At 66.3% G+C, this 24,213-nt stretch carries 22 protein-coding genes; 11 read left to right on the top strand and 11 right to left on the bottom strand.

Going from position 1 to position 24,213, the window contains the following annotated elements; translation table 11 throughout:
* Positions 1–131 precede the first annotated feature (131 nt).
* From ACW18C_RS12560 to ACW18C_RS12570, 3 genes are all read left to right on the top strand, one after another.
* Positions 132–2,678 carry a TonB-dependent receptor gene (locus ACW18C_RS12560; protein WP_492071203.1) on the top strand — a complete coding sequence of 849 codons (2,547 nt, stop codon included), beginning with the start codon at positions 132–134 and terminating at the stop codon, positions 2,676–2,678.
* A 26-nt stretch (positions 2,679–2,704) separates the two neighbouring features.
* Positions 2,705–3,652 carry a glycerophosphodiester phosphodiesterase family protein gene (locus tag ACW18C_RS12565; protein WP_492071205.1) on the top strand — a complete coding sequence of 316 codons (948 nt, stop codon included), beginning with the start codon at positions 2,705–2,707 and terminating at the stop codon, positions 3,650–3,652.
* Positions 3,653–3,898: 246 nt separating this feature from the next.
* On the top strand, positions 3,899–5,182 hold the full coding sequence (locus tag ACW18C_RS12570) for an MFS transporter (protein WP_492071207.1): 1,284 nt from the start codon (positions 3,899–3,901) through the stop codon (positions 5,180–5,182).
* 637 nt (positions 5,183–5,819) lie between these two features.
* Here ACW18C_RS12570 and ACW18C_RS12575 read toward each other — a convergent pair.
* On the bottom strand, positions 5,820–7,958 hold the full coding sequence (locus tag ACW18C_RS12575; RefSeq protein ID WP_492071208.1) for a TonB-dependent receptor: 2,139 nt from the start codon (positions 7,956–7,958) through the stop codon (positions 5,820–5,822).
* A gap of 68 nt (positions 7,959–8,026) precedes the next feature.
* Here ACW18C_RS12575 and ACW18C_RS12580 point away from each other — a divergent pair, with 68 nt between their 5' ends.
* Positions 8,027–9,067 carry a LysR family transcriptional regulator gene (locus tag ACW18C_RS12580; RefSeq protein WP_492071210.1) on the top strand — a complete coding sequence of 347 codons (1,041 nt, stop codon included), beginning with the start codon at positions 8,027–8,029 and terminating at the stop codon, positions 9,065–9,067.
* Between the two features lie 58 nt (positions 9,068–9,125).
* Positions 9,126–9,272, top strand: a complete 147-nt coding sequence (locus ACW18C_RS12585; RefSeq protein WP_492071212.1) for a hypothetical protein — start codon at positions 9,126–9,128, stop codon at positions 9,270–9,272.
* A 34-nt stretch (positions 9,273–9,306) separates the two neighbouring features.
* Here the strand turns inward: ACW18C_RS12585 and ACW18C_RS12590 are convergent, their stop codons facing one another.
* The 8 genes from ACW18C_RS12590 to ACW18C_RS12625 form a co-directional block, all read right to left on the bottom strand.
* Positions 9,307–10,056: a hypothetical protein gene (locus ACW18C_RS12590; protein ID WP_492071214.1), complete on the bottom strand. Its 750-nt coding sequence runs from the start codon at positions 10,054–10,056 to the stop codon at positions 9,307–9,309.
* A gap of 605 nt (positions 10,057–10,661) precedes the next feature.
* Positions 10,662–11,042, bottom strand: a complete 381-nt coding sequence (locus ACW18C_RS12595) for a COG4315 family predicted lipoprotein (RefSeq protein ID WP_492071215.1) — start codon at positions 11,040–11,042, stop codon at positions 10,662–10,664.
* A gap of 210 nt (positions 11,043–11,252) precedes the next feature.
* Positions 11,253–11,720 carry a hypothetical protein gene (locus tag ACW18C_RS12600; RefSeq protein WP_492071216.1) on the bottom strand — a complete coding sequence of 156 codons (468 nt, stop codon included), beginning with the start codon at positions 11,718–11,720 and terminating at the stop codon, positions 11,253–11,255.
* An 88-nt stretch (positions 11,721–11,808) separates the two neighbouring features.
* A complete protein-coding gene (locus ACW18C_RS12605; protein ID WP_154725489.1) occupies positions 11,809–12,096 on the bottom strand; it encodes a hypothetical protein in 288 nt (95 codons plus the stop codon).
* Positions 12,097–12,164: 68 nt separating this feature from the next.
* Complete coding sequence (locus ACW18C_RS12610; protein ID WP_008259600.1) at positions 12,165–13,478, bottom strand: Hsp70 family protein; 1,314 nt, start codon at positions 13,476–13,478, stop codon at positions 12,165–12,167.
* Between the two features lie 68 nt (positions 13,479–13,546).
* Positions 13,547–14,392 carry an HpcH/HpaI aldolase/citrate lyase family protein gene (locus ACW18C_RS12615; protein ID WP_492071218.1) on the bottom strand — a complete coding sequence of 282 codons (846 nt, stop codon included), beginning with the start codon at positions 14,390–14,392 and terminating at the stop codon, positions 13,547–13,549.
* Positions 14,392–15,069, bottom strand: coding sequence for an SDR family NAD(P)-dependent oxidoreductase (locus ACW18C_RS12620; protein WP_492071219.1), 678 nt, complete (start codon positions 15,067–15,069; stop codon positions 14,392–14,394). Before ACW18C_RS12620 ends, ACW18C_RS12615 begins: the two co-directional genes overlap by 1 nt.
* 36 nt (positions 15,070–15,105) lie before the next feature.
* Positions 15,106–15,603, bottom strand: a complete 498-nt coding sequence (locus ACW18C_RS12625) for a GAF domain-containing protein (RefSeq protein WP_492071220.1) — start codon at positions 15,601–15,603, stop codon at positions 15,106–15,108.
* A 250-nt stretch (positions 15,604–15,853) separates the two neighbouring features.
* On the opposite strand from ACW18C_RS12625, the gene ACW18C_RS12630 reads away from it, so the two are divergent.
* The 6 genes from ACW18C_RS12630 (at position 15,854) to ACW18C_RS12655 (ending at position 22,471) form a co-directional block, all read left to right on the top strand.
* The gene (locus ACW18C_RS12630) at positions 15,854–17,362 is read left to right on the top strand and encodes a tetratricopeptide repeat protein (protein WP_492071222.1); all 1,509 of its coding nucleotides are present in this window, start codon (positions 15,854–15,856) and stop codon (positions 17,360–17,362) included.
* Positions 17,363–17,380: 18 nt separating this feature from the next.
* A complete protein-coding gene (locus tag ACW18C_RS12635) occupies positions 17,381–18,820 on the top strand; it encodes a right-handed parallel beta-helix repeat-containing protein (RefSeq protein WP_492071223.1) in 1,440 nt (479 codons plus the stop codon).
* Positions 18,821–19,524: 704 nt separating this feature from the next.
* Complete coding sequence (locus ACW18C_RS12640) at positions 19,525–20,793, top strand: cation:proton antiporter domain-containing protein (protein WP_492071224.1); 1,269 nt, start codon at positions 19,525–19,527, stop codon at positions 20,791–20,793.
* Positions 20,794–20,836: 43 nt separating this feature from the next.
* A complete protein-coding gene (locus ACW18C_RS12645) occupies positions 20,837–21,034 on the top strand; it encodes a DUF2093 domain-containing protein (RefSeq protein WP_008261088.1) in 198 nt (65 codons plus the stop codon).
* Positions 21,031–21,894 carry a M23 family metallopeptidase gene (locus ACW18C_RS12650; protein ID WP_492071227.1) on the top strand — a complete coding sequence of 288 codons (864 nt, stop codon included), beginning with the start codon at positions 21,031–21,033 and terminating at the stop codon, positions 21,892–21,894. Before ACW18C_RS12645 ends, ACW18C_RS12650 begins: the two co-directional genes overlap by 4 nt.
* A gap of 67 nt (positions 21,895–21,961) precedes the next feature.
* Positions 21,962–22,471 carry a response regulator gene (locus ACW18C_RS12655; RefSeq protein WP_035305571.1) on the top strand — a complete coding sequence of 170 codons (510 nt, stop codon included), beginning with the start codon at positions 21,962–21,964 and terminating at the stop codon, positions 22,469–22,471.
* Here the strand turns inward: ACW18C_RS12655 and ACW18C_RS12660 are convergent.
* Together ACW18C_RS12660 and ACW18C_RS12665 are read right to left on the bottom strand one after the other, a co-directional pair.
* On the bottom strand, positions 22,414–23,343 hold the full coding sequence (locus ACW18C_RS12660; protein ID WP_492071229.1) for a lysophospholipid acyltransferase family protein: 930 nt from the start codon (positions 23,341–23,343) through the stop codon (positions 22,414–22,416). The genes ACW18C_RS12655 and ACW18C_RS12660 overlap by 58 nt on opposite strands.
* 79 nt (positions 23,344–23,422) lie before the next feature.
* The gene (locus ACW18C_RS12665; protein WP_008260395.1) at positions 23,423–24,193 is read right to left on the bottom strand and encodes an SDR family NAD(P)-dependent oxidoreductase; all 771 of its coding nucleotides are present in this window, start codon (positions 24,191–24,193) and stop codon (positions 23,423–23,425) included.
* Between the last annotated feature and the right edge of the window lie 20 nt (positions 24,194–24,213).

The following is a 24,213-nucleotide window of genomic DNA, read 5'->3' on the forward strand; positions in this document are numbered from 1 at the left end:
TTCTCCTTCGTCATAGCCATGCCCTCGGCTGTTGTCGTCAAAAATTCATGCGTGACGCATTGAATGCATGACGCATAAATATCTACAAGACGGTCCAGGCGCCGGGGTGCGGCGCAAAGGGGAACCTGGACATGATCCGTATTTCGCGCGCACGCCGCTCCATCCTGCTCGCCACCTCAGCCATGCTGATCGCCACACCGGCCTTGGCCCAGCAAGGCCCGGCCAGCGAAGAGCCGACCCTGCTCGACGAAGTCGTCGTCCAGGGCGTCAGGGCCAGTCTCGAAGCGGCGCTTGAAACCAAGAAGACGGCGGAGGGCGTGGTCGATTCCATCGTCGCCGAGGACATCGGGCAGTTTCCGCAGTCGAACCTCGCGGAGGCGCTGCAGCGGGTCTCGGGCGTCCAGATTCGACGCGATTTCGCCGGCGGCGTCGGCAATGAGATCAGCGTGCGTGGAATGCCGCCCGAGTTCACCCAGGTGCTGATCAACGGCCAATCGGCGCCGTCCAACGCCGAAAGCCGGGTGTTCAACTTCAACGTCCTGCCGGCCGAACTCTTCCGCCGCGTCGATGTGTACAAGTCGATCACCGCAGACGTTGACGAGGGCGGCATCGGCGGCACGGTGTCTCTGGAAACCATCCGCCCCAGGGACTTCGGCGACAAGCGGATGATCGCCTCGCTGGAGGGGGTCTACAACGAGATCACAGGCGACGCCTCGCCGCGCGCGACCCTGGTCTACGGCCGCGCCGGTGACAGAGGCGGCGTCGTGGTCGGGGCCAGCTATTCGGAGTTCTCGGCCGCCTCCCAGTCCTATGACGCGGTGCGCTGGACACGACGGAATTTCGACACCAACGGCGATCGGGTGAACGACTTCACCAATGTCTTCCTGATGGATCTCCCGCGCTATGTGCAGGAGCAGCAGACAGTGGAACGATTGTCCCTGACCGCGACCGGCCAGTATCGCCTGGCCGACAATGTCGAGGTCATCGTGGACGGCCTCTATATCCGCACCGACCAGCTTCAGGATCGCCTCACGCCGATCTGGGATTTCGCCGGGGCGAAAGTGTTGAACAGCCTGGTCGTCGAGGATGGCGTCGTGGTCGCCGCCGACTACGACAACGTCCGCTATCGCAGTGAAAACAATACCGACGACCGAACCACCGACCTCTACAAGATCGGTTTGAGGGGCGACATCGACTTCGGCCCGTGGCGCTTCGAGCCCTATGTGACGACCTCGCGGACGGAATTCGCCGGGGAGGCCTATCGGTTTTTCGCTGATCGTCGCGGCCGCGCCTCCTATGACATCCGCCAGGACGACGACTATTTCACCATCGTCACACCCTATGACATCGCCGATCCGACGTTGTTCACCACCAGCGAAGCGCGCCGCAACACCACCTCGGTGGTGGACGACGAACTGGCCTATGGGTTCGATCTTCGCCGTCAGTTCGGCGATCTGAAGGTCAAGTCGGGTTTCAAGCTGCGGGATCGGTCCAAGGAACGTATCCGCTTCTCGCGCACCCTCAGCGGCCTGACCGACCCCTTCGCGCCGGTCTCCAGCCTGTTCAGCGGGTTCCTCGAAGACGAGGATCGCGCCACGGGGCCCTCGTCCTGGGCGACCTATGACTTCGACAAGGCGATTTCTCTCTATGCACCCAGGCTGAATCTGGAGACGTCCGAAGAACGGAACAACTTCTACAAGGTCGATGAGCGGACCTACAGCGGCTATGTTCGCGCGACCCTGGATCGCGGGCCGTGGTTGCTGGACGCCGGAGTCCGGGCGCAGAAGACCGAAGTGACCTCTTTCGGCGAAGAACGACTTCGCCCCGCCAACCTCTATACGGAGCGGACGGTCGAGAGCGACTATTCCGACATTCTGCCCAGCGCCAGCCTCCGTTATCGCCTGACGCCGACGGTCTATCTCCGCGCGGCGGCCGCCAGGGTTCTTACGCGCCCCGGCCTGGCCAGCCTGGCCGCCTATCGCGAGATCAATGAGTCCAACCTGAGGATCTCGGCTCAGAACCCGGACCTCGATCCGACCCGGGCGAACCAGTATGACCTCGCCGCCGAATGGTATTTCGACGAGGGCGCGATCCTGTCGCTCGGGTATTTCTACAAGGATGTGACCGGCTTCATCGCCAATGAGACGACCACGGTCGATTTCAACGGCGCATCCTATCGTCTGACCCGTCCGGTCAACCTCGATGACGCCACCCTCTCAGGGTTCGAGTTCAACTATCAGCAGACCTTCGACTTCCTGCCGGCGCCGTTCAACGGCCTGGGCGTGGCGGTGAACTACACCTACACCGACACTTCCTACGAACAGGTCCTGGCCGGCGGTGGATCGGTCACCTACGGTCTGCCGAACAACTCCAAGGACAGCTACAATCTCGTCGTCTACTACGAGAATGAGCGGTTCAGCCTGCGCGCCGCCCAGAACTTCCGCGGCGTCTTCCTGCGCGAAGTGCCGAACGAACAGGATGGACTGAAATATCGTGACGACTATGCGCCCGTCGATGTCGCGGTTCGCTACAAGCTGAACGATCAGGTTTCCCTGACGCTTGACGTGCAAAATATCCTCAACGCTGTGCAAGAGGAATATGTGTTCGAGCGTCGCCTGACCGACGGGACGTTTACGACCGGCAGAACCGTGCAGTTCGGTCTGCGTGGCAAGTTCTGATCTTCTGATCCCGGCGGAGTGCGATCATGACCCTGAAATCCCTATTCGTCACGGCGGCCGTATCGGTTCTCGCCGGCCTTCCCGCCGCGAGCTGGGCCCAGACCGACCGGCTGGCGATGTTGCGTCACGAGTTTGCGCCCAACTCCGCCGCCGATCGGCCCGTCCTGGTCGTGGCCCATCGGGGCTGCTGGACTGACACAGCGGAGAACTCGCTGGCGGCGATCGAGGCCTGCATCGCCCTGGGCGTCGATGTCGTTGAGCTGGATGCCCGGCGAACCGCCGACGGCGCGCTGGTCCTGATGCACGACGCCACGGTGGATCGGATGACCAATGGTCACGGTCGGGTCGAGGATCTGACCCTGGCCCAGATCTCGGCCCTGCGCCTGAGAGGCGGCTCCGGCGGGCCGGCCGCGCCTTTGACCGAAGCGGCTCCGCCGACCTTCGAGGCGGCGATGCGGGCGGCCAAGGGGCGTATTCTGGTCAACCTGGACGCCAAGGCGGACGTTTACGACGACGCCTTCGCCGTCCTGGAACGCACCGGGACGATCGACCAGGTCATCATGAAACGCCGGGTCGCGGCGGGTGATCCGGCTTTGAACGGTCAGCCGCCGTTCGACCGCGTCCTGGCCATGCCCATCGTCGATCAGGCCGCCGGATCGGCGGATGCGTTGCTGGCTGGCCAGATCGGCCACGGCGCCGCCGCCGTGGAGACGATCTTCACGGACCTGAACTATCTCGCCGCCGTACGACGCGATACGGCCGCAGACGGAACGCGCATCTGGGTCAACACCCTCCGGCCCGAACACGCGGCCGGCCTTCAGGACCAGGGCGCAAGGCTTGACCCCGACGGCGTGTGGGGCAGGCTGATCGCCATGGGGGTCACGATCATCCAGACCGACGAACCGGCGGCCCTGATCGCCTATGTGGAGGAAATGGGGCGCCGACCGGCTGTCAAGCCGATGGCGCACGACTGATCCTTCGCCTCCGTATCATCTGCGCGTCGCAATCCAGGTCTGCGATCCCCAGAGGCGCACGTTGCCGGTCATCGCCCTTCGGTCCACACCACGGTTGGGGCCATGGGCGCTGCCTCCCTGCCGATATCAAGGGATCGTCTGCTTCGTAGCGCCGCCCGGCTGTTGCTCCCTCCGGCGCGCATAAGGGTCGAAATCTCCGCGTCTTAATCCCTCTGTATAGGAGGCGGTCAGGATTAAACGGGAGGAATGACCATCGCTTTGGGCAGATCAGACGGCTGGCAGGCGACGGCGGTCTATGGCTTCGCTCATCTGGGCAAGAGCCTGTTCTGGTATGGCTCTGAGCTTCTGTTCGCCTTCTACCTGACCGAACTGGTCGGCCTGCCCGCCTCGCACATGGGGATGGTGCTTGCCCTGGGCTTGCTGGTCAGCGCGAGCATCGACCTTGTGGTGGGCGGACGATTCGCCAGCAGACTGTCGGACGCCGGCCGCGCGGCCCGCCTCCAGTTCGTGGGCTCGATCTGCTGCGCGGCGGCCTTCACCGGTGTGTTCCTCGGCTTCTGGGTTCCCGAGGGCGCCAGGTTCGCCTATGCCATCGGGGCCGGACTGGTCTTCAGACTGGCTTATGCGGTCTACGACCTGCCCCAGAACGCCCTGATGGCCTTGGCGACCGACGACGCCGCCGGTCGCGACCGCGTCGCCGCCACCCGCATCTGGTTCAGCGGCGCGGCGACCCTGCTGGTGGCGCTCTCGGTCGGTCCTCTGATCGCGCGACGTGGCGTCGAAGGGGCGACGCTCTATGTGGCCCTGGCGCTGGCCGTAGCTGTTCCCGCCATCGCGAGCGCGAGCCTTCTGGCGCATACCTTGGCCCAAAGCCCCAAGGATCCGCCAGCGCCGATCCCGGTCCCCGGCGGGCCGGGCCGACCGCTACGGCTGTTCTGGCTTCTCCTCTGTCTTATGGTCGTCACGTCTCTGGCGACGCCGGCCTTTTCAAAGGTCGAGCCCTTCTTCGCCGCTTACGCACTGCGTTCGCCAACCTGGGGCGGCATGATCGTGACGGCCATGGCTCTTGGCATCATCCTGGGTCAACCGGTCTGGAGGATCTTGTGCGGGCGTTTCTCCCGGATCACCACGCTTGTGGCGGCAGCGACGCTCCAGGTGGTCGCTCTGTCGGCCTTCTGGCTGCTGCCGATGTCGTACCCGCTCGCATTGGCGGGCGCGGCCTTCGTGTTCGGGCTTGGCAACGGCGGCGTTGGGATGGCCCAGTGGGCGGGCTTCAGCGAGGTCGTCGCAACGGCTGGAAAAGGGCGGGAAGGTTTGGCCTATGCGGTGTTCACGGCCGTCTCCAAAGCCTCCCTGGGTCTGGGAAGTCTGGGCCTCGGCGTTGTTCTGAGCGGGTTTGACTACCGTGGCGGTGACAACAGGGGGCTCGTGGCGTTGATGACCACGATTCCGGCGGTCGGGGCCATCTTGTGCCTGGTGATCGCAGCCTTTTGGTCATGGGCCGACCGACGCAGTCAGATCAAGGCCTGACACAGATGCGCCCAACTCTCGAGCCTGCCCTGGATTCTTCGTCACTCCAGAGATCGCTGATATCGTAACAGGAGCCGCCGCATCTGATGACGGGCATAGCGATCCGGCTCGCGCGGCTTGTCATGCCGCATGAGCCTTCTATCGCGACCCTTTCTGAAGAATGTCGGCCGCGTTTTGCATGACCTTATTCAAGGCTGCCGTCAGCGGATCGCGGGCGCCTAGCCCAGTGTTTTAGAGGAGGTCGCGGCGGTACGGATGAGGGCCATCGGGTCGAGAGCTGGAACGGGTAACGCCACCGCCTCAACCGGATCAATTGACAGACCTTCCAACGCTGATGTTCGATGCGGATAGCCTCCTCAGTGTTGTCAGCCACCCGAATGCCCACCTGTCGCCAGCGAAGGCGCCCACCTTACGCCAACGAACTTGCACACTGTCTGAGGGAGCGAGGGCCACGGCGGCGCAGCTTACATACCGCGCAGCCGTCGTGGCCCTCGCGGGCGCACGACGGCTTTCAGAAGAACTATTTCACTATTGACTTGGCCCACGCCGCTTGTCTGCGGCGGGGTCGTGTCCCATCGCGTGGTGTAACTGCACCGGCGTGATCACCACGATCTCCGGCGGGGCCGGATTGTTCAGGTTACCAAAGGCGATATTTGAGACCGATGAGGATCGCCTGCGATCCGTTCAATCTGCGCTCACGGCTGCGGAAGTCCTGCGTCGTGATTTCTGAAACCTCATAGGCGTTCTGGACGATCCGCTGCGCCGAGACCGACAGGCTCAGGTCATCTGACAACTTTCGCCGCCAGACCGCGCTGACGTAAGCGCCTTCGCCACGTATCCCCTGGGCGATCAGGCTCGGTCCCCGCGCGTTCAGTGTAACGTTCAACTGGTCGGAGGCAGATAGGGTCCAATCGGCCGACCCCTGAAGGGTGTAGGACCAGCGAGCTTCGTCGCGTAGCACACCCCCCTCAATCGAAGAAAGTTCGGCGTGGAAGAGGTTTGCGGTGACGCTAAGCTTGAGCGCATTGGTTACCTTGCCGGCCAGGGTCCACTCGGTGCCATAGGACTGCGACCGACCCGCGTTCTGTTTGCTTCTCACGAGCACGTCGTCCGCGTTCAGTGTATATTCCTCGACGATCGTGTGGTCCGTATTGCGGTAATAGACCGCCGTATTGACGGTCCCGTGGCCACGGGAGAGGTCGTAGGCCAGTTCCACGCTGGAGACCTCCTGAGGTCTCAGGTCCGGATTCCCGACGGAGACATTGTCCGCATCGTTGTAGACCGCCACCGGGCTCAAATCCCTCGGGTCGGGCAGTTGCTGGTTTCGTGCGGCCGTAAACCGGAGGCGGCCCATCCCGAGCTCTCGCAACACCGACAGGTTTCCGTTCACGCCGCCAATCGTTTGCTCTGTGGACGGGCCAACTTTCGTCTCGTCTACAATGCGGACATCGACGGTTCGGCCGCGCGCGCCTGCCTGAAGCGTCCATCCCGCGCGCTGCGCCTGGACATTGAGGTATGCGGCGGAGGCGTTCTGGATCACCGTGAACTGCGACATCGGCGGGCCGGGTTGAAGAGGAAGGAGGGTTTGAAGATCAAGATCGATCCTGTCGTCGAGATAGCGGTTCTCATCGCGCCGCCATTCGAATCCTGCTGCATAGAGGAAGCCGTTTTCGAAGGACCGCTCGTAATCCATAGCGACCCGGTCCAGGCGAGACGCGCTGTGGTGCCGAACCGTCTCGGCCTCGGATAGGGGGCCCTCGGCGTCTTGTCGCGTGCTGTGGATCCGGTCGGACCGCCGATCCTCCGCCCCGTTCTGAGCGACGACCTTGAGGCCTCCGTCGCCGTTGGGGCGCCGCCGCTCGAAATACACTGTTACGTCATGACTGCGTTCGGTCAAACCGCCGTCTCTGAAGCGGAGGTAGTCGTCCAGCAATTCACCGTTCGAGTCGAACTCCGTGTGCTCTTCGGTCACGAAATTATGCAATCGGGAGCGAGCCAGATCGAAGGTGAAGCCGACATCCGTCCGAGGCGTCACGGCATAGTTGAGGTCACCATCCAGGGACTGGGTGCGGGGATGCGTCGGCATGTAGTTCGAGACGATCCGACTCCGGCCAATGCCGCCGTCCGCAGCCTCGTCCTCAGTGAGGATATAGTCGCGATCTGTAACAATCCTCGTCAGACGAACATCGTCGCGCAGGCTTGCATTGAGGTTGATTGCGACTTGGCTCCAACCATAGGAGCCGTTGAAGGCGGCGTTTCCCCTTCCACGGTCTCCGGCGTTGGCCGTCACGGTCGCGTGTGGTCCCAGATCGGCGCTCCTCTGCAGCGTAATGTTCAAGATCGCACCGCCGTTAGAGTCCACCTTCGCCGAAGGATTGGTGGACACCTCGACTGTGGCGATGCGGTCGCCCGACATCGCCTGAAGCCCGGGGCCGCGCGTAACGCTGGAGGGGCGGCCATCCACGTAGATCTGGACATTGCCATCGCCTCTGACAGTCACAGCTCCATCGGCGGACACCGCGACCGAGGGAACGGTGTTCAGGAGGTCGGCGGCAGAGCCTGACTGGGCCTGCGGATGGTCCCGCACATCGTACCTGACGCCGTCGATCGTCCGGGTGACCGCGCGCCTGCGGCCTTCGACGACCACATCCTCCACGACCGAGATCTGCGCGGGCACCGCTGGGGCCGTCGGCGGCGGGGACTGTGTCTGGCCCGCGGCAACGGCACCCCACAGTCCGGCGCAGAGTGTCACCAGCGTTCCCAGGAAGATCTTCACGCGCTCGCTCCATGACGGTCCGACCGACGATCAATCGCTCCCTCAACCAGAGCCGCGATGAGCTGTAGTTGTTTCAAGAAGGAGAGCAGAGATTCGTCCTCCAGCCCCACTCATCAATCGAGCAAAGGCTGGTGGGGTTTTCTATTCCTGGTGTGGCGCTGCGGACAATTGATGATAATAGTGGCAAGCCATTCATAAAATTCATATCTGGAATGACCCGGTCTTCCCTTCCTCTGAACGCGCTGCGCGCCTTTGAGGCTGCCGCTCGCCACGGGAGCTTCACCAGGGCTGCGATGGAACTCTGCGTGACGCAGACGGCGATCAGCCACCACGTCAAATCGCTGGAAGCGCGCCTGGGGGCCACGCTGTTCAAACGCGTGCCCCGCGGCGTCACCCTGACCGCTGAGGGTGAGGCCCTGCTGCCGCCTTTGAGAGACTCCTTCGACCGGATTGACGCCCTCTTCGACCGGTTCCAACGCGGTGCCCTGCGCGAAGTGCTGACCCTGGGCGTGGTGGGGACGTTCGCGGTCGGCTGGCTGTTGCCGAGGCTGAACGGGTTCCGGGAACACAGCCCCCACATCGACCTGCGCCTATCCACCAACAACAACCACGTCGATATCGCCGCCGAGGGTCTCGATTACGCGATCCGGTTCGGCGACGGGGCCTGGCATGGAACCCACGCGGACCCCCTGTTCGACGCACCCCTGTCGGTGCTTTGCACACCTCGTACTGCCGAGGCAGTCCGCGCGCCCGAGGACCTTTTGGGACGATCTCTCCTGCGATCCTACAGGGCGAACGAATGGGACGCGTGGTTTCGGGCGGCGGGCGTGGACCAAAGGCCGTCGCCGATCCGGAGCATGACGTTCGACTCGTCGCTCGCCATGATGGACGCCGTCCTCCAGCACGCGGGCGTGGCGCTGGCTCCACCCCTGATGTTCGAGCGCCACCTGTCTTCCGGCGCGATCATCCAGCCGTTCGATATCGAGGTCCCGAGAGGCGGTTACTGGCTCACCCGCCTGCAGTCGAAGGCGGAGACGCCCGCAATGACGGGATTCAGATCGTGGCTGATGGATTCACTACCTGCGTTGTCAACGCCGGCCCGGGCGTAGCTTCATCGCGGGCATTGGCCCATAAGGGGGCGCTTCGAGGTTTGCTACATGGAAGGCGTTGAGCTGGACATACCATGAACAGGCCGAAGCTCAAGACGGATGGCGCCACCTCGGCCTGGCCCGACCACACACCGGCTACGACCGATACGCCCACACCTTCATGTCCGCCATAGCCATCGCCGCAACCGTCATCTTCTGGCTATGACGAATGAGTCCTGAGCCCAGGGCTGATGACGCGCTCAGATGCGCTTCGACGCTACAGAGCCAGCTTCATAGGGCGCTGCGCGAACCGTAGGCGACAAATCGCCCACAATCTTCTGAGCAGTCTCAGAGAGATCTAATTTTGTACTAGACGTGTTCCCGAACAGCTGGAGAACGAGCGACGTCCACGATGCTGTGGTGTTGTTCTCTGTCTTCCAAAGGCGCTCGGCTTCGGCGAATTTCGTATCGGATTTGGCTGAGGAACTGCCTTTGGCCTCACTCATATATTCCTTGAGTTGAGACTGTGCTGAAACATTAGCTTTCCAGCTCTCAACACTCTCATATCTCCTGACGTTTCCTTTCAGGTTAGGGCTGATAACACTGTCAAATAGTATTTTTTGCTCTTCGGCAGAGTGACTGTCGAAAATATCGACCATCACAACTCCTAGACCCCGACGATCTGACTCATTCTGAGCTGCTACCGCGCTTGTATAGCCTGCCTGAAGGTCATAGATCTTCTTTCCAAGCTCACTATAAGCGACTTTGTTGAGCAGGGCCCGTCCCTCAGCGCCAGAACCGTAGAATTGCCCATTAACACCCATGCGCTTAACCTGCACGTAGGCTTCGTACTTGGCGCTGGCGCTTGTTTTGCCGCTTTCATCCGTCACGACCTCAGCCAATCTGGCCAGCTTCACCAGGTTCTCGGCCAAATTCTCTGCAATCTGTGGACTGGCAGCTGCAGACTGAGCTTTGCTCCCCGCGGGAACCGCATCAATTGTGGCGGACATTCTTGGGCCCCGAAGCTAAAAAATAGACCGCAGGTTGTGGTCTCTTCACTTAAAAATTTACTAAGATCAAAAGCCCGACATCGTCGCATCTGCGTAGTACTTGCCGGTGGCGGGATTCGTCGATGTAGGGACGAACGTGCAGACCGTTGTCGCGCCGGTACCGTAGGGCGTAGCTGTGAATCTGAACGACCACCGTCCTGTGGAATTAGAGCGGATCATTGTCGTGGTGAATACGCATCCATTTCCAGTTTCCTGGCGCTCGTAGACAAAGCTGCCAAGGTAACTTGTTCGGCTGAGTTGTTGTATATGAAGTAAGTCCCTTCGGCTTGGGCAAGGGCGGCGCCCGCAACAGAAAGGCCGACGGCAAGCGAGGCTAACGCAATGACTAGTCGGCGCATTATGGCACTCCTCCAGGTTGAATGCGAACGACGTTCGCCGCAGGAATTAGGACGAAAGTCGCTTGCGAAGGCTCAGCTGAGCCATTGCGAGGCCAGGTCCGTGCGGCTCCGAACGAGCCCCGGCCGCTGCCGATAGTCGCAACGGCGAGGTCGTGTCCGGACAGCCGTCACGCCAGCTGCTCGTCTCGCGTCCGCAGCCTAGAGCGCCTAGGGCTGCGCGATGCGCCAAGCGCCGTTGAGGAAGCCGTCGCCGGTGATGTCGCCCGGCTTGGCGTCCTTGGTCCAGGTGTAGAGGGGGCGGCCCTGGTAGGCCCATTGACGGGAGCCGTCGTCCCGGATGACGACGCTATAGCTTCCGCTCGCTTGCGCATCCGCATCGACGGCGAAGGGCGGCCAGTTTGCGGCGCAGGGTCCATTGCAGACCGATTTGCCGTCGCTGTCCTTATCGAACGTGTAGAGGGTCATGCCCTGCGCGTTCGTGAGCGCGGGACCTTTTGCGGTTTCCCCCGTTCTGGCCGGATCAGCGGCCAGCGCGGCGGTGGATACGGACAGCGCGAGCACGGTTGCGATGATGGCGCGGGTTATCACAGGTCAACTCCTTCTGTGGGCTGGACCTGCAATAGACAGCCGACGCACGGCGATTATTCCCGACCCCCTGATTAAATCTCGCGCGGACTGGTCGACAGAGGTTTGAGAGCTGCCGGGAAATCCCCTTCCGCCGGCTGTCCGCCCCCATGGCGAGACCCGGCGTGGAGCTCCGCCAGCGCTCGCCCCCCCCCCACGTCAGCCCAACCCTCCCTAAGGCTGCGGCGACGTGCTCGTCACCACGGCCGTGCCGTTGGACGCCGCCGGCCGGACCGCCGTCGCCCGCTCCACAACAATCGGTTCCGCGGCCTGGGCTTCCGCAGCCCGCGCTTCCTGCGTGGCGCGGACGGCGTCGGCGCGCGCCTCCATGGCCTCGGCCTGGGCGATGGCCACACGATCATTCACAGTCGCGCTGGTCGCGGTCACGGCGTTCGCCGCCGTCGCCTGGGCCTCCGCTGCGGCGGCTTCGGCCTGGGCGAGGCGAAGGTCGGTCATATCGTCCGCGCCGTCCGGCCGCGTCAGCAGCCACACGGCGACGACCAGGACCAGCGAACACAGGATGCCGACCGCCCACCAGCCGGCGCTGCTTTCCCGCTGGATGACGATGGTTTCCTCGACCCGCGGCAATGTGCTGGTCAGCGGGATGATGACGTTCGGATCGTCTCGCTTGAACTCGTCCACGGCTTGTCTCCTCAGGTTTCAGCTCAAACCGCAGGGCGGCGGCAATGGTTCCGCTTGAGGCGACGCCGCCTTCCCGCCCCCATCGGCCTCAGCTCTGGTCCAGGTCGTCGACGTCCTCGTCCTTCGCGGTGGTCGGGACCGGCGTGCGGGGATCGGCGCTGAGGGGGCCCTGGGGCAGGTCGCCTTCGGGCTGGCGGCTGGACGACGGGCCTTCCTGCAGCCGCTGCGTCAGGGGGTCCGGCCCGATCTGGCCGCCCGGCCCTATTCCGCCGGCGCGCAGCCGCAGCTCCTCGGGCGGGGTGTTCAGCGATCGGCCCCGGGCGACGCCCTGGGGCAGGGCGTCCTCGGCCTGTTGCTCGCGGTTGCGGTCGGTCATGGTCTGTCTCCTGGGTTTCAGGAAATAAGACCCGCGCGCCGCCGATGTTCCCGCACCGCGGCGGCGGCTCAGCCCTCGGTCCAGCGCTCCACGTCGGGCTGGAGCCCGATCAGGGCCAGGCCGGCGGCGATGGATTCGAACTCGCCGCCGGTCTCGATCCGCGATGCGCCGAAGCGACGGTGGAACAGGGCGCGCACGGCCGGGGTCAGGGAGGTGCCGCCGGTCAGGAAGACCCGGTCGATACCCTCCAGCGGCAGGCCCGAGGCCTGAAGCGCCTCGTCCAGGGCGGTCTCGATGGCGGTCAGCTCCGGCGCGATCCAGGCCTCGAACTGGGCGCGGGCGACTGGAGCCTCGATCCGCACCCCGCCGGCGACGAACGAGAACTGGGCCGTCTCGGCGCGCGACAGGTCCTGCTTCAACGTCGAGACGGCGCGGTACAGGGCGTGGCCGTGGTTGTCGTCCAGCACCTCGATCAGCCGCTCGATCTTCTCGGGCTCCAGCGATGTCGAGGCCAGGCCCCGGATGTCGCGCATGTCGCGCGAGGCCCGCAGCAGGGCCAGCTGGTCCCAGCGGGCGAAGGCGGAATAATAGCGCTGGGGCGCCGGCAGGGTCTTGCCCAGGCTGGTGTAGAAACTGCCCTTGCCCAGTTCCGGCGACACCAGATTGTCGATGATCCGATAGTCGAAGGCGTCGCCCGCCACCCCCACGCCCGACCGGGCCAGGGGCGTGGACTTCAGCCCGTCAGGCGTGTGTTCGAAACGGATGATCGAAAAGTCGCTGGTGCCCCCGCCGAAGTCGGCGACCAGGACGGTGGCGTCCTGTTTCAGGGTCCGCGCGAAATAGAAGGCGGCGCCGACCGGTTCATAGGCGTAGCGGACGTCCTCGAAGCCCAGCCGCTTGAAGGCGGTCTCATAACGCTCCAGGGCCAGGGCCTCGTCGGGCCGGCCGCCGGCGAAGGTGACGGGCCGGCCGACGATGACGCGCGGCGGCAGGTCGGCCATGGCCGCCCCCGCATGGTGGCGCAGCTTCAGCAGGAAGGCGGACAGCAGATCCTCGAACGTATAGCGACGGTCGTGGATGCGGGTCTCGGTGAAGGCGGCGCTGGCGGCGAAGGTCTTGAACGACTGGATGAACCGGGTGTCGTGCGGATCCTCGACATAGGCCTCGATGGCCCAGGGGCCGGCCTCGACGATCCGTTCCGGCCGCCCCTCGCCCTCGGCGGCGTGGAACTGGAAGCTGAGGGCCGAGCGGAAGGTGGCGGTCTCGCCGCCCTCGATCGCGAACTGCACCAGGACGGCGCCCGTCTTCGGATCGGCCAGGGCGACCACGGAATTGGTCGTGCCGAAATCTATGCCGATCGTCAGCGGCTGTGGCGTGGTCATGACCCGGCTCCTCGAAGGGCGGGCTTCCTACAGCGTCCGGGCGCAATAGGAAACGCCGGATCGGCGCTTTACCGGCGGTTCGTCGCCTCGGCGTGTCGCGCCAGCAAGGCTTCGGCCTGGTCCAGGTGCAGGCGTTCGACCATGGCCCCCCCAACCCGGATCGCGCCCCGCCCCTCGGCCTCCGGCGCGGCGAAGGCTTCGACAATGTCGCGCGCCCGGGCGACCTCGGCCTCCGACGGCGAGAAGGCGGCGTTGGCGGCGGCGATCTGCGACGGATGGATCAGGCTCTTGCCGTCGAACCCGTACAGCCGCCCCTGCGCCGCCTCGGCCGCCAGTCCGTCCGCATCCTCGATCCGGTTGAACACCCCGTCCACCGCGAGCAGCCCATGCGCCCGCGCCGCGACGACCAGGGCCGCCAGCCACGGCTTGAACGGCTCGCGATCCGGCGAGGCCCCGGTCCCCAGCGCCTTGGCCAGGTCGTTGACCCCCAGCATCAGCCCGTCCAGCCGCCCGCCCGCTGCAGCAATGTCGTTCAGCGCGATCAGCCCGCGCGGCGTCTCGACCATGGCCCACAACGCAGCCTCCGGCGCACGAACCGAGATCGCGTAGACCGTCTCGACCGTCTCCACCTTGGGGGCGACGATCAGGTCGGCGCCCGCTTCAGCCAGGGCGTCCAGATCGTCTTCGCCCCAGTCGGTATCCAGGGCGTTGATCCGCACGCCCAGCCTCGGCCCAAACCCACCCGCCTTCACAGCCGCGACCGCCGCCGCCCGCGCTTCGCTCTTGGCCTCGGGCGCCACCGCGTCCTCCAGGTCCAGGATCGCCACGTCGCAGTCCAGCGTCCGCGCCTTCTCGACCGCCCGCCCGTTCGACGCCGGCAAATAGAGGACGCTGCGGACCAGATCGCCCCGCATCAGACCCGCCCGGTCACAGGCACCAGGGCCCCGGTCATGGCCCGGCTCTCGGGCGAGGCCAGGAACAGGATCACCGCCGCCAGATCGGCCGGCGCCACCCAGGTCGCCGGATCGGCGTCCGGCATGTCCTTGCGGTTGGCCGGGGTGTCGATGATCGAGGGCAGGACGGCGTTGACCGTCACCGACGTCGTCTTCAGCTCCTCCGCCAGGGCCTGGGTCAGGGCGTGGACGCCCAGCTTGGCCGCCCCATAGGCCCCCATGCCCGCGCCGGGCTTCAGCGCAGCGGCCGAGCCCACATTTATGATCCGCCCGTCCGGCGCCGCCTTCAGATAGGGCAGGGCCGCGCGGCTGGCGTTCAGGGCGGTGGTCAGGTTCAGCGCCTGCATCCGGTCCCAGGCCGGCGCCGCGTCGTCCGTCGTCTGCCACACGAAGCCCCCGGCGATATTGGCCAGCACGTCCAGCCGCCCGAACCGGCTGATGACCGAGGCCACGGCCCCCTCTGCCTGGGCCGCGTCGGTCAGGTCCACCCCGCCGATCTCCAGCACCCCGGCCGGAACCGGATGGCCCTCGGCGTGGTCGATGACGGCGACCGCCAGCCCCGCCGCCCGCGCGGCCTCCAGCACAGCCCGGCCCAGCACCCCGTGCCCGCCGGTGATCACCATCACCCGTTGCGTCATCTCGTCCTCCATCCCTTCCCCCTCTTGTTCTTCAACTCAGCCGGCGGCGAAGACCCTGGCCATCAGCCGCTCCAGCCCCGCCTGGTCCACGGCGTCGAAGGCGGCCGGCGTGGTCGCGTCCACGTCGAACACAGCGATCAGATCGCCCTTGGCGTCCAGCACCGGCACGACGATCTCGCTGGCCGAACGGCTGTCGCAGGCGATATGGCCGGGGAAGGCGTGGACGTCCTCGACGATCTGGGTCTGGCGCGTCGTCGCCGCCGTCCCGCACACCCCGCGCCCGAAGGCGATCCGCAGGCAGCCCAGCGTCCCCTGATAGGGCCCGACCACCAGTTCATCCGCCTTGTCCGGCACCACCACGTAGAAGCCCGTCCAGAAGAAGTCGTCGAAGGCGTCGGCCAGCATCGAGGCGACCGTCGCCATCCGCGCCGTCAGATTGGGCTCCCCCTCCAGCACGGCCAGCACCTCGGCCTCGACCTCGGCGTAACGGTCAGCCTTGTCGGCGGGGCGGTCGTCGCGGGCGACGTGGGACATGGGCGGCTCCTTCGATTCGCAGCCGATATAGGGGGCGGTCGTCTCCGACGCGAGCTTTCGTCTCAGGACCGAATTTTCTAAGCATCGGAAATCAAACAACAAGGTTCTCCGGCCTGAAAATAGGGGCTTGCTGCCGCACAGCTTTGTCGCAAAACAGCGTTAACCATGATGAACGATCGGACCTGTCGGCGCACGTGGGCGTCGTCCTGCGTCATGGCGTACACAGGATTACCGGGGGCGACAGCGACTGATGAAGGAGCACGACAAAACGGCGCACGACCCCTTCCGTCTCCAGCGGCATCGCACGCCCCTGGCCGGCGGCGCCCTGGCGATCGTGGTCCTTCTGATCGCCGTTCTGCTCCTGGCCAGTTGCGGCGACGGCCGGCCGGGCTTCTGGCGTCGGGGCGGCCAGAATGACGCCGCCCTCTCCTGCCCCCGCCCCGCCTCGGTGACGGGGTCCGAGTTCAACGCCCAGGAGGCCGGTCTGCGGGCCCTGCGCCGCGCCGCCTTCCGCGGCGACGTCTTCGCCCAGCTGGAGCTGGGCTCGCGCTACGCCGCCGTCCGCGCCACCGACAAGAATATCGAGGACCCGATCGAAAGCGCGGTCTGGTACGCCATGGCCCTGGCCAATGACGAGGGCTACGCTCCGATCAACCGGGTCGAACGCAACAGGGGCGGACTGTTCGGCGCCGGCGGCTGGCGCCCGCTGTCGCGCTACGACGACTGCCGCGCCTTCGAACGCCACCGCGCCTATCAGGTGCTGGACCGCCAGCTGTCGCGGATGAGCCGCGAGGAGCAGGAGGCGGTGCGCGACCGGGTCATCTACGTCCTCTCGACCCAGGACGCCGAGGGCTATCGCACCCTGGCCCGGCTGCATGACGGTCTGTACGGCCCGTTCGGCGAGCCCGAGGACAATCCCGAGGCGCGCGAGGCCCTGGGCCGCGCGCCCGACGGCCAGGGCCTCGGCCAGAAGCGTCCGCGCGGCGGCTACTGGGCCGCGATCAACCTGTTCCAGCGCAACGACGTCGACGCCTATCTGTACAACTATCTGGCGGTCCAGACCGGCGACGTCGGCGCCTATGTGCTGATGAAGGATTTCGAACGTTCCTCGCCCGGCCGCGCCCAGTACGCCGGCTTCGTCGAGGCCAAGGCGCGCCAGTGGACGCCGCCGTTCGAATTCTATCCGCTGGAGGCCCCGGCCTCGGGCGTGCCCTTCTCGGACGAGAGCCGCCCGCGCGGCGACGCCTATGAATACGCCCTGTCGCGGATGCAGGGCGAACTGCCCTTCGTCCACGTCGGCCGCGCCCTGCGCTATCTGGGCGTGACCCCCGAGGCCGTCACCGCGCCCGAGCAACTGTCCCGTCAGCAGATCGAGGCCTTCGAGGCCATGATCGGCCATGCGACCGAAAGCCGGCTGTCCCCGGTCGAACGGGTCCGCGCCATCCAGCTGGCCGCCGTCAACGGCTCGTCCGAGGCCCAGCTGGTGCTGGCGGTCATGTACGCCGAGGGGATCGGCCTGCCGGCCGACTACGCCCGGTCGTTCAAGTGGTTCGAAGAGGCGGCCCGCCAGGGCAGCCCCGAGGCCAAGTTCGCCATGTCCACCTATTTCGCCCTCGGCGTCGCCGGGGTGGCGGATCAGGACAAGGCCGACGCCGTCGCCTACCGCATCGAATCCGCGCTGTCGGGCTTCGGCCCCTCGGCCTCGCGCCTGCAGGCCCTGCTGTCCCAGGTGTCCCGCGCCCAACAACAGCGCCGTTAACAGGGAGGGTCTGGTCGCATGAACATCCGCTCGCTCGCGAAAGTCTCGCTCCTCGCGGCCTTCGCCCTATCCACCCTGGCGGCCCTGCCCGACCCGGTTCAGGCTCAGGTCGCCGCCAAGGTCGAGGCCCAGACCCGGCCCAACTTCGGCGTCCTGCTGGACCCGCCGACCCGCAGCCGCCCGCGCGCCCATCGCCGCTACGACTACGGCCGTTATCGCGGCCCCGACTGGCGGCCCCTGCCCCGCCCCCCTCATCAGGAAGAAGTCGTCCTGGTCGACTGCGGCGGCAATCCCGGTTCGGGCGCGATCGAAAGCGCGGTCCAGCGCGTGCGCCCCGGCGGCACATTGATCATCCGCGCCCGGGCCGGCGCCTGCGTCGGCTGGCTGAACATCGACAAGCCGATGACCGTCATCGGCGACAGCGGCTTTGATCCGCGCCGCTGGGATGCGGCGACGCCGACCCTTCAGGCGCCGGACGGCCTGCCCTGCCTGACCGTCGCGCCCGGCGTCCGGGTCGAGGTCCGCGACCTGGTCTTCGCCTCGCCCCGCGCCGGCGATGCGGCCTGCGTGGTCGGCTATAACGCCGAGATCGTCATGAGCCGGGTCGGCTTCCGTCATGTCGGCGACGAGGCCGCCCTCTATGTCGACGGCGGCCTGCTGGACCTGCGCGACGTCCTGATCGACGCCCGCACCGTCTCGGCCGCCATCGTCGCCGACGGCGCCGCCGTGACCCTGTACGAGACCGCGGTCGCCGGGGCCCAGTCGGGCGTCGACCTGACGCCGGGATCGGGCGCGCCGTCCACCCTGACCTCGGTCACCCTGATCGGTTCGGAACAGCCGAACAATTTCGGCCCCCGCGCCATCGGCCTGATCGTCCGCGCCGCGCGCGACTACGGCCAGGTGGCCGTCAGCAACGCCAAAATCTGCGGCTATGTCGAGGGCGTGGCGGTCGAGGGCGCCTCGGTCTCGGTCTCCAACAGCCGGATCTGCAAGGGCGACAAGGGGGCGGTCCTCTATAACGGCGAGCTGCTGTTCGATCAGAACCGCGTCCGCGTGAACCAGGTCGGGGTCGCGGCCGCCTCGGGCCGGGCCGTGGTCACGGGCAACAGTTTCGCCGGCGTCCGCGACGCCATCTACGCCGAAGAACGCGCGACCATCCAGGCGCGCGGCAACAGCGTCTGGTCCCGCGATCTGTGCCGCCCCCGCTTCGAGAACCGCTACCGCGACCGCTACGCCCCGTCCTGGAACGGCAACGACGGCGGGTACGACTGCCAGCAGACCCCCTACCCCCGCGACTGGTGGGAGGCGGAAGACGGTCCCTATTTCGACCAGGCCTACGTCCTCGACGGCTACGACCGCTACCAGCAGGGCTATGGCTGGTACGACCGGGACGGCCGCTACATCCCCGACGACCGCTACCGCGGCGACGACCGCTGGCGCCGCGGCGGCTGGTTCTAGGTCCGCGCCCCCTCCGTCTCGCCGGCTTCGCCGGCGATCCACCTCCCCCAAGGGGGGAGGAATGCGAGCACCGAAATCCTCCCCCCTTAGGGAGGTGGCGCGGCGCAGAGCGCCGTGACGGAGGGGGCCCGAACGGCGCCAACTGTCACAATGACGCTGGTCTCACTCCAATGATTCCAACCCCTTGCCAGATTCTCGCCCCGACTTTCCCGCCAGGGTTTCCCCACCCCCTATAGTCACGCCCGGTCTCGTCGCTTGGAGGGCTCGCTTGGCCTGCGACCTTGCGGCGGCGAGAGCGGATGGAACGGGAGCGGGGGTGTGATCCCTCCGCGCCGACGGCGTCTCAGGACGCCGTCGGAGGGTCGAGGGGGATACTCGGCCGCACTCGGGACGGTTCTTCGCAGGGACCGCCGACCCGTCGCAGGCTTATGGGGTTAGGCGATAAGACCGCCACCGCTCGGCGCCCCGAGCTTGCAGGCCAACCATTCGCGCGGGGCGTCAAACCTTCGTCGAAACGGTACTCAAAACACAAAACTCCGGGCGAAGGCCCGGCGCCCCGCCCAGCCCTCCATAACTTCGCAGCGAAAGCGCGAAGATGACGCCAATTCTACCCGACGCGACACTGCGTCATCTTGTCAGACGGGGCAAAGCGCCCCACCTGAACCTATCCAAAAATCACCCCTTCGCCCGCGACAGGAGCCTCGATGCCGCATGCCGACAGCCTGATTCTCACCCTGGTCGGAGGATTCGTCCTCGCCTTCGTGTTCGGCATGTTGGCCAATCGGCTGAAGCTGTCGCCCCTGGTCGGCTATCTGGTCGCGGGAGTGGCCGTCGGCCCCTATACGGGCGGTTTCGTCGCCGACACCGAACTGGCGCCGCAACTGGCCGAGATCGGCGTCATCCTGCTGATGTTCGGGGTCGGACTGCATTTCTCGCCCAGGGATCTGATGCAGGTGCGCAAGGTCGCTGTGCCCGGCGCCCTGGTCCAGATCGCCGTCGCCACCGTCCTGGGCTGGGCCCTGGGCCGGGTGGTGCTGGGCCTGGGGGATGTCGAGGCCCTGCTGATGGGCTTCGCCCTGTCGGTCGCCTCCACCGTGGTCCTGCTGCGCGCCCTGGAAGAGCGCAAACAGGTCAAGGGCGAGGTCGGCCGCATCGCCGTGGGCTGGCTGATCGTGGAGGATCTGGTCATCGTCATCGCCCTGGTCATGCTGCCCATGATCATCGTGCCCGCCGGAACCCAGACCGACCTCGCCGCCCTGGGCATGGGCATCGGCTGGACCCTGCTGAAGGTCGCCCTGTTCGTTGCCGGCATGCTGGTCGTCGGCGGCAAGCTGATCCCCTGGCTGCTGGTCCGCATCGCCCACACCCGCTCGCGCGAGCTCTTCACCCTGGGCGTCCTGGCCATCGCCCTGGGCATCGCCTGGCTGGCCTATTATCTGTTCCATTCGTTCGCCCTGGGCGCCTTCCTGGCCGGCCTAGTGATGAACGCCTCGCCGCTGGGCCACAACGCCGCCGAACGGTCCCTGCCCCTGCGCGACGCCTTCGCCGTGCTGTTCTTCGTCTCGGTCGGCATGTTGTTCGACCCGATGATCCTGGTGCGCCAGCCCTGGGCCGTTCTGGGCGTCCTCGGCATCGTCATCATCGGCAAGTCGCTGGCCGCCCTGGCCATCGCCCGCGTCTTCAGGCTGGACCGGTCCACCGGCCTGACCGTCGCCGCCTCCCTGGCCCAGATCGGCGAGTTCTCCTTCATCCTGGCCGCCCTGGGCGTCAGCCTGGGGGCCATGAGCCGCGAGACCCACGACCTGATCCTGGCCGCCGCCCTGCTGTCGATCTCGCTGAACCCCTTCGTCTTCCTGTTCACCGACCGGATGGGCGGCCGGCCCCGCCCGCCGGTTTCGGGCTCGCCCGAGGCCAAACAGGCCGCCATCGATCACAAGGCCGAAATGGCCGGCCCCAACCCGGCGACGGCGTGAAACTGTCCTTGGCCTCGAACCCCGATCATCGTTAACTGACCCCATGGACGCGACGAACACGACACAGGCCGCCCTCCACTATGGCGACGGCGAATTCGCGGTGTTGAAACCGGGACGGTTCGTGCGCTGCGCCGTCACGGAAAAGCCGATCCCGCTGGAGGTGCTGCGCTACTGGAGCCCGACCCGGCAGGAGGCCTATTTCGGCCCGGCCGAGTTCATCGCCCGGATGACCGCCCCTTGATCGGCCGCCGCCCGCTGCTGCTCGGCTTCGGCGCGGCCCTGGCGACCCCGCACAGGCTGGGCGCCTCGGCCCCGGCTCAGGGCGCGGTCGATCTGGTCCTGAACGGCGCCTGGCGTCAGGGCGGCTACGCCCTGGGACGCACCGAGCCGCGCGCCCTGATCCTCGTGGACGGCGAGGCCCTGTCCACCGCCTCGACCGACGGCCTCTTCATCGTCGGCTTCGACCGCGACGCCCCCGCCCTGGCCGAGATCGAGGTCCGATCCGGCGCCCGATCAACCCGCCGCGTCCTGGACGTCGCGCCCTACGCCTTCCCCTCGACCCGCGTGGACGGCCTGCCGCCCGCCACGGTCGAACCCAGCGATCCGGCGCTTCTGGACCGCATCCGCCAGGAGGTCGCCCTCAAGACCGAGGCCTTCGCCAGCCGGGCCGAGGCCGACGACTTCCGCGACGGCTTCATCTGGCCGCTCGAAACCTACCGCATCTCCAGCGAATGGGGCGCTCAGCGTATCCTGAACGGCACGCCGGCGCGGCCCCACTACGGCGTCGACCTGGCCGCCCCGGCCGGGACCGTGATCCGCGCCCCGGCCGACGGCCGCATCATCTTCACCCGCCCGAACATGCATTTCGAGGGCGGCCTGACCCTGATCGACCACGGCCAGGGCCTGATCAGCGCCTATCTGCACCAGTCGCAACTGGACGTGACCCCGAACCAGCCCGTCCGGCGCGGCGATCCCCTGGGCCGCGTCGGGATGACGGGCCGCGCCACCGGCCCCCATCTGTGCTGGCGCCTGAAATGGCGCGACCGCAATCTGGACCCGTCCCTGCTGGTCGGCGCCCGCGCGCCCCGGCGTCTGGCCTGATTTTATGGCTCAGCTTGCGAGAGTAAGGATAAACACGTAGTTTCCCCGCCTCGCTTCGGGGGCTCCGATGTCATCGCTTCAATCGCTGGCCGTTCTGCTGGTGGACGACAATCAGCATATGCGCGCCATCACCTCGGCCGTGCTGAATTCCGCCGGCATCCACAAGGTTCACGAAGCGCCCGACGGCGCCGTCGCCCTGGACATTCTCAGCCACCAGCCCGTCGATCTGGCCATCGTCGATTACAACATGTTCCCGCTGGACGGCGTCGAGTTCACGCGGCTGGTCCGCACCGGCCCGGACAGCGCCAATATCTACCTGCCCATCATCATGATGAGCGGCCATGCCGAAAAGAGCCGCATCTATGCGGCCCGCGACGCCGGCGTCACCGAATTCCTAGTCAAGCCGATCACCGCCAAGGCCATCCTCGACCGGATAAACGCGGTCATCCTCAAGCCCCGCGCCTTCATCAAGACGAGCGCCTACTGCGGTCCCTGCCGCCGACGTCGCGACGTCGAGGCCTATGCCGGGCCGTTCCGCCGCGCGGCCGATTCCAGGCGATCGCCCAGGGCCGCATAGACCCTGTCCGGCCAGCGCCGGTGAACCCAGAACCAGTCCTCCGGAACCTCACGAACCCGATCCTCGACGAAGCGGTTCACCGCCTGGACGCCCGCCAGCACGTCAGCCGCCTTGTCCGCGGTCTCGGGGATCATGATCGGCTCATGCGCCGTCACCCGGAACCGCACGCCGGGCAGACGCACCACCGACAGGGGCTGAATCACCGCCCCGAACTTCAGCGCCAGTCGCGCCGCCCCCGGCGAGGCGTTGACCGGCTGACCAAAGAACTCGACCTCCGGCCCCTGATTGTATTTCTGATCGACCAGAAGCGCGATGGAATCGCCCCGCTTCATCCCCGCCATCAGCTCGCGCGTCCCGTCGCCCTTGGGCGCGAACAGGCGAATGCCGTAGCGCTCGCGGCTCTGGCGGATCAGGGCGTCCACATAGGGATTGTTCGCCGCGCGATAGGTCACCTGGCACGGCAGGCCCGAGGCCATGATCACCGCCGCCATGACTTCGAAATTCGCCAGATGGCCCGAGATCAGCACAGCCGCCTTGCCGCTGTCACGCAGTGCGTGCAGCCGCTCCATCCCGACCACCTCGACCCGCCCGCCCTCGGGCGTCAGCTGATCCATGACCGCCAGTTCGGCGAAGGTCCGACCCGTCCGGTCCCACTGTTCCAGCGCCAGGGCCTCGCGCTGGGCGTCCGCCATGTCGGGGAAGGCGATCCGCAGATTGCGCATCACCGTCTTCTGGGTGCCCGTCTTCGGTCCCAGCGTCCGCAACAGCCACCCGCCCAGGCCCGAGGCGCGCTCGACCCCGAGCAGACGCAGGAACGAAAACAACGCCTGGAAGGCGACGGCCTGCAGGCGCCAGATCAGATCCTGCCGCACGCTTGTGGCGCTGCCGCCCTTCGGGCTGTTTGAGCGCGCCTCTGTGGCGCGTTCAAACTTCGGCTCTTCTCGCGTGTTTTCACCAGGCAATCGTCAATCCACCGTCCACCACAAGGGTCTGCCCCGTCACATAGGCCGAGGCGGGGCTGCACAGATAGACCGCCGTGCCGGCGATTTCATCCGGCTGGCCGATCCTTTTCAGCGGCGCGGGCTCCGTCACCGTCTTCAGCAGCTCGGGATTCTCCCACAGATATTTGGCGAAATCGGTCTGGACCAGGCCCGGCGCGATACAGTTGACCCGCACGTTCGACGGTCCCCACTCCACCGCCAGGTTCCGCACCAGCTGCATGTCGGCCGCCTTGGAGATATTGTAGGCGCCGATCAGGGCGTTGCCGCGCAGGCCGCCGATAGACGAGATCACCAGGATCGCCCCGTCCTTGCGCTCCACCATCTGCGGCGCGACCATCTGGATCAGCCAATGGTTCGAGATGACGTTATTCTGCAGGATCTTCTCGAACTGATCGTCGGCGATCCCGCCCATCGGCCCGGCGTAGGGATTGGTCGCGGCGTTGCAGACCAGGATGTCGATCTGACCGAAGGCGGCGTTCGTCTCGTCCACCAGCCGCTGCAAATCCTCCTTGGAGGCGATATTGGCGGGAACCGCGATGGCGCGCCCCTCGCCGTACTTGCCGTTGATCTCGGCGGCGACCTCGTCGCACGGCCCGGCCTTGCGCGAGGAGATGACCACCTTGGCCCCGTGTTCGGCCAGCCGCTCGGCGATCGCCTTGCCTATGCCCCGCGACGAGCCGGTGATGATGGCGACCTTGCCGGTGAGATCGAACAGTTCCATTGGGTTTCCCTTGAGTTCCG

Source organism: Brevundimonas sp. FV1ye7S, from assembly GCF_058680995.1.